This is a genomic window from Stenotrophomonas sp. TWI809 (assembly GCF_039673205.1).
In the GTDB taxonomy this organism is placed as follows: domain Bacteria; phylum Pseudomonadota; class Gammaproteobacteria; order Xanthomonadales; family Xanthomonadaceae; genus Stenotrophomonas.
Map to the genome: position 1 here is coordinate 1 of NZ_JBDJLE010000048.1, position 5,078 is coordinate 5,078.

At 68.3% G+C, this 5,078-nt stretch carries 6 protein-coding genes; 3 read left to right on the forward strand and 3 right to left on the reverse strand.

Annotated elements, in window-relative coordinates; genetic code table 11:
- Nucleotides 1-90: 90 nt before the first annotated feature.
- Together ABE472_RS18745 and ABE472_RS18750 are read right to left on the reverse strand one after the other, a co-directional pair.
- Nucleotides 91-384 carry a hypothetical protein gene (locus ABE472_RS18745; protein ID WP_019184421.1) on the reverse strand — a complete coding sequence of 98 codons (294 nt, stop codon included), beginning with the start codon at nucleotides 382-384 and terminating at the stop codon, nucleotides 91-93.
- Nucleotides 385-471: 87 nt separating this feature from the next.
- A complete protein-coding gene (locus ABE472_RS18750) occupies nucleotides 472-1,422 on the reverse strand; it encodes a LysR substrate-binding domain-containing protein (protein ID WP_313210822.1) in 951 nt (316 codons plus the stop codon).
- A gap of 159 nt (nucleotides 1,423-1,581) precedes the next feature.
- On the opposite strand from ABE472_RS18750, the gene ABE472_RS18755 reads away from it, so the two are divergent.
- The gene (locus ABE472_RS18755) at nucleotides 1,582-2,463 is read left to right on the forward strand and encodes a DMT family transporter (RefSeq protein WP_313210824.1); all 882 of its coding nucleotides are present in this window, start codon (nucleotides 1,582-1,584) and stop codon (nucleotides 2,461-2,463) included.
- Nucleotides 2,464-2,561: 98 nt separating this feature from the next.
- Here the strand turns inward: ABE472_RS18755 and ABE472_RS18760 are convergent, their stop codons facing one another.
- Nucleotides 2,562-3,461: a peptidylprolyl isomerase gene (locus tag ABE472_RS18760; protein ID WP_313217709.1), complete on the reverse strand. Its 900-nt coding sequence runs from the start codon at nucleotides 3,459-3,461 to the stop codon at nucleotides 2,562-2,564.
- Between the two features lie 150 nt (nucleotides 3,462-3,611).
- Here ABE472_RS18760 and ABE472_RS18765 point away from each other — a divergent pair, with 150 nt between their 5' ends.
- A complete protein-coding gene (locus tag ABE472_RS18765) occupies nucleotides 3,612-3,977 on the forward strand; it encodes a PadR family transcriptional regulator (protein ID WP_313210828.1) in 366 nt (121 codons plus the stop codon).
- Nucleotides 3,974-4,951 (forward strand): sensor domain-containing protein, encoded by a 978-nt coding sequence (locus tag ABE472_RS18770; protein ID WP_313217711.1) that lies wholly within the window; start codon nucleotides 3,974-3,976, stop codon nucleotides 4,949-4,951. Before ABE472_RS18765 ends, ABE472_RS18770 begins: the two co-directional genes overlap by 4 nt.
- The last annotated feature ends 127 nt before the right edge of the window (nucleotides 4,952-5,078 follow it).

The following is a 5,078-nucleotide window of genomic DNA, read 5'->3' on the forward strand; positions in this document are numbered from 1 at the left end:
GGCGCCGCGCGCCGGGCCGCGGGGCGGCGGCCCGCCCCCGCCCGCCCTCCCGGCCGCCCCCCCCCCCCCCCCCCCCCCACGACGGCTGACTCAGCCTTCGTCCTGCTCGTATTCCACGAAGACATCCAGTTCCAGCGCCAGTTCCTGCACGGCGTCACGCACGCGCTGGGCACCGAGTGCGTTGCCTACTTCCACTTCCAGTTCGTGCGTGCCCGGGCCGATGTCATCGGACAGGCCGGCCGAGCTGGAATCGTCGTCGTCCATGTGCGGCATCAGATCGTCGGTTTCCTCGACGTGTTCGATCCCCTCGATGCTCTGCAGCAGGTCGGTGATGGCACGTGCATCGTCTTCGGTGCCGGTGATTCGCAGTCGCAACAGGGCCATGGGTCGAGCCTCGGGGAAAGGGACTCCAGCCTAGCCAGCACGCGGAAAAGATCGGGTGAGGACATGCGCCGGACCGTGGCGTCCGGTTCAGTCGTGCGTGCCGTCCGCAGGCGGCAGGCCCAGCAGTTCATCGGGCAGTGCGGGCAGCGGGGTGCGCTCATCCAGTGCCTCGCGCTTGAGCCAGTCCATGAACGCCTGCGCGGTCGGGCTGAGTGGGCGGTGTTCGGCGTGGACCACGTAGTAGGCGTAGCGCGCCTTGAGTGCGGGGCCCGGCAGGCGCACCAGCTCATAACGCTGCAGGTAGGGCTGGGCGATGTGCTTGCGCGCCAGCACTGCGCCGATGCCGTAGACCGCGGCGCGCATCGCATCGGTGCTGTCGCTGAAGGTGTGCAGCGAGGGCAGGTCCAACCCGCGCACACCCGCCGCCCGGAACCAATCGCGCCAACCCTGCGGCGACATGTCGCTGAGCAGCGGCAAGGCGGCGATCTGTGCCGGTTCGCGCAGCATCGAGACGCCCGCCAGGGAAGGTGAGGCCACCGGGCAGAGTTCATCGTCCATCAGGTGATGCGCGGCCATGCCTGGCCATTGGCCAAGGCCGTAACGGATGCCCAGTTCCGGACCGGTTTCGTCAAAGCGGACCAGTTCGGTGCTGGTCTGCAGCTCGATACGCATGCGCGGATGCTGTTGGGTGAAGCGCGGCAACCGCGGAATCAGCCAGCAGTACGACAGCGAGCGGATGGTGGTGACCCGCAGCGGCACGATGTCCGCCTGCGGATGCAGGTTGCCGGCCACTGCATTGAGATCACTGAGCGCCGCCGCCGCCGCATCGGCCAGCTGGCGGCCTTCGGCCGTCAGCCGCACGCCGCGCGCATGGCGCTGGAACAGGATGGTTCCAAGCAGGTCTTCCAGCCGTCGCACATGGTGGCTGACCGCACTGGCGGTGAGGTGCAGTTCCTGGGCGGCGTGGGCGAAGTTCTGGTGGCGTGCGGCAACCGCGAACACCCCCAGCGCGGGCAACAGGGCAGGGCGAAGGATCATGGTCGAGACCCAAATCATATTTGTGGCTTGCACGGATACTACGCGCTTGTGAGTGCCTGACGGCAGGCGGATGCTGTCGTCCTTCCCCTCCGGATTCACGCGCATGTTGCCGCCCCTTACCCCCTGTCCCGCGCGCCTGCCCTGCTTCGGGGGCCGGTCATGAGCGGAGCGCCGCTGGCCGCCGCTACGGTGGCGCGCGATTGGCGCACGCCGCTGGAACTGACCGCACTGGGCGCGATATGGGGCTGCTCGTTCCTGTTCATGCGGGTGGCCGTGCCAGCCTTCGGACCGTATGCACTGGTGGAGGTGCGGCTGCTGCTCGGCGCGCTCGTGCTGCTGCCGTTCCTGTGGCAGGCGCGCGCGCAGTTCCCGGCCCGCCGCTGGCTGTGGCTGGCGCCGATCGGGCTGATCAACTCGGCCATCCCGTTCGTGCTGTTCGCCTGGGCCGCACAACGCGCTCCGGCCGCGATCGGTGCGATCTGCAATGCGATGACCGTGCTGTTCGCCGCGCTGATCGCGTTCCTGTTCTTCGGCGAAAAGATCGGCATGCGCCGCGCGATCGCCCTGCTGGTCGGCTTCGCCGGGGTGGTGGTGTTGGCCACGGCCAAAGTGTCCGGTCTGAGCATCGGTGCGGCGGTGATGGCCGGTGCCCTGGCCGCGCTGTTGTATGGCCTGGGCGTCAATCTGGTGAAGCGCCACATGACCGGCCTGCCACCGGCGGCCTCGGCCGGTGCCACGCTCGGCTGCGCGGCGATCCTGCTGCTGCCGATGGCGCTGACCCATTGGCCGACCGCCCCGATCCCGATGCTGTCCTGGGCCTGCGCGATTGCGCTGGGCGTGGTCTGCACCGGCCTGGCGTTCCTGATGTTCTACCGCCTGATCGCCCGCATCGGTCCGGCCCGTGCCTCGACTGTGACCTACCTGGTGCCGATGTTCGGCGCGCTGTTCGCGTGGCTGTTCCTGGGCGAACCGGTGACTGGCGCGATGGTCGTGGCGGGCGTGCTCATTCTCGGCAGTGTGGCGGTGTCCCAGAAGCGATAGAGATCGCCTCTGCGGAGGCGATCAGCCGGCCAGCGGCCGGCGCGACCGGGACGGGCATGTCCACCCCCATGCACGTTCACCGCGCCGGTGGCTCGGCCTTACCGCACCGGCACCGGGATGTTGCACAGGTCGATGTGGCCGGCCGGGCGCTTGTAGAAATCATCGACGCGGTTGCGGCGCGCTTCGGTCGCATCGGCAAAGGTCCTGGAGTCCGTGCGCAGCACCTGCAGCTTGGGGCGTTCCGCGGCCGGTACATCGCTGGCACGCTGGATCGACTGGATCGCCGTACGCTGCGCCGGATCGGCGTAGAAGCCCATCGGGGCCGGGCCACGTGGCAGCGCGCTGAGCAGCTCCATGCCCTGCAGCACGCGGCCGACCACGGTGATGTTGCGGTCCAGCTGACGCGGCGACTGCCCGGTCACGACGTACAGTTCGGCACCGATGCTGCTGTCTTCCTCGTTGTTGCGGCCGGCGCCCAGCGCGCCATAGCAATGCGCCAGCCAGGTCTTGCCGTCCTTGCGATCCTGGCCCACCGGGAAGCCGTCGACGAAGCCGGTCTGGTCGGCCCAGCCATCACGGTCGGGCAGGAGGCTCACCTTCAGCCCCTTGCTGTCACGCTGGAATTCGGCCGGGAGCGTGCGCTTGGCGCTGCCGAGCGGCTTTGCCTTGGCGGCATCGTCGGCATCGGCATCGCCGAACTGCACCACGAAGTTGTCCTGCGCGCGGTAGATGCTCTGGCCATCCCAGAAATGCTCGTGGGCCAGGGTCTGGATGTTGCCCACGTGCTGCGGCGCGAACGCCGGGGCCAGTTCGATGATGACGCGGCCGGCGGGCAGGTTCATGTACAGCAGGTTGGCCGGGTCGGGCGTGCGCCAGTCGCTGTCCGGCGACGCGTCCAGGATCTGCTGCGGGCTGCGGTAAGGCGTGGCCGCGCTGACCAGGCCGGGGAGCAGGCAGGCCAGGGCGAGGGTGAGCAGGGCAGGACGACGTGGCGACATGGCAGACCCGTTCAGGAAGGGAGTGCCCGATTGTGCGCGAAGCGCACCGGCTACGGCCAGCCAGGGGATGTCCTGCGGCACGGTGACTAACGACACATCCGCTATAGCGAACTTCGGACTAGTGTGGACTCCACGCTAGCGGAGACCGTCATGAGTGACCACGAGGTCCACCTCAAGAAATTCCAGAAAGAGCTCAGCTCCGGCACGGTCTCCCTGGCCTTGCTGGCGGTGCTGGCCAAGGCCGGTGAGCCGCTGTACGGCTACCTGATCGCCAAGGAGCTGGAGCGGGTCGGTGAGGGCGTGCTGAGCGGCAAGCAGAGCGCGCTCTACCCGGTGCTGCGCAACCTGGAAGGGGCCGGGTTGCTGGAAAGCCATGTTGAACCGTCGGTGGCGGGTCCGCCGCGTCGCTACTACCGCATCAATGACACGGGGCGTGAAGTGCTCAGCCACTGGACCGCCGCATGGCGTGCCACCCGTGATTCCGTCGATTCCGTCCTGGAAGGGGTAACCGCATGAACATCGAATCCGTGGCCGGTCGGGCCTTGCCGACCACCATCCCGGCGTATCTGGCACAGCTGCGCGCGGCGTTGCACGACGCCGATCCGGCGATGGTGCAGGACGCCCTGTACGACGCCGAGGAGTACCTGCGCTCGGAGCTGGCCGCACAGCCGGGCCGCAGCGAGGCCGAGGTGATCGCCGATGTGGCCGGCAGTTACGGTGCGCCGGAAGAAGTGGCCGAGATCTACCGCGAAACGGAAATCACCGTGAACCGTGCGCTGCGCACGCCGAGCGCGGGTGCGGCACCGATCCGACGTGCAGCGCCGGTCAGCGCTGGCGCGCAAACGGCACCGCCGCAGGCGCCGTCCAAGCCACGCTCGGCCTTGGCCCGCTTCTTCGGTGTGGCGCTGGAGGCACGCACCTATGGCGCGCTGTTCTACATGCTCCTGTCGCTGGCCACCGGTACGTTCTTCTTCACCTGGGTGGTCACCGGCCTGTCGCTGTCGCTGGGCCTGATGGTGCTGATCATCGGCATTCCCGTGGCGGTGTTGTTCTTCGGCTCGGTGCGCGGTCTGTCGCTGCTGGAAGGGCGATTGGTCGAAGCCCTGCTCGGTGAGCGCATGCCGCGCCGGCCGACCTATTCCGACCGCAGCCGCAGCTGGCTGCAGCGGATCGGTGACATGTTCACCGATGGCCGCACCTGGCTGACCCTGCTGTACTTCGTGCTGATGCTGCCGCTGGGCATCGTCTACTTCACGATCGCCACCACGCTGTTGTCGACCTCGATCGGCTTCATCTGGGCACCGGTGGCGGCGCTGTTCTCCAGTGACTACGTGGGCATCCACATCGACGGCATCCAGATGCTGCCGATCTGGGTCACACCGCTGCTGGCGATCATCGGCGTGCTGCTGCTGTTCGCGACGCTGCACCTGGCCCGCGGCATCGGTCACCTGCACGGGATGATGGCCAAGCATCTGCTGGTGCGGCTGTAAACGGGACACGAGGATGGCGAGGGTGACGACCAACGGTCGTCACCTACCGGCGCTGCAGAACCCGATGATCCGGTAGTGGGGGGGGGGGGGGGGGGGGGCGCCGCCGCGGGGGGGGGAGGAGGCACGG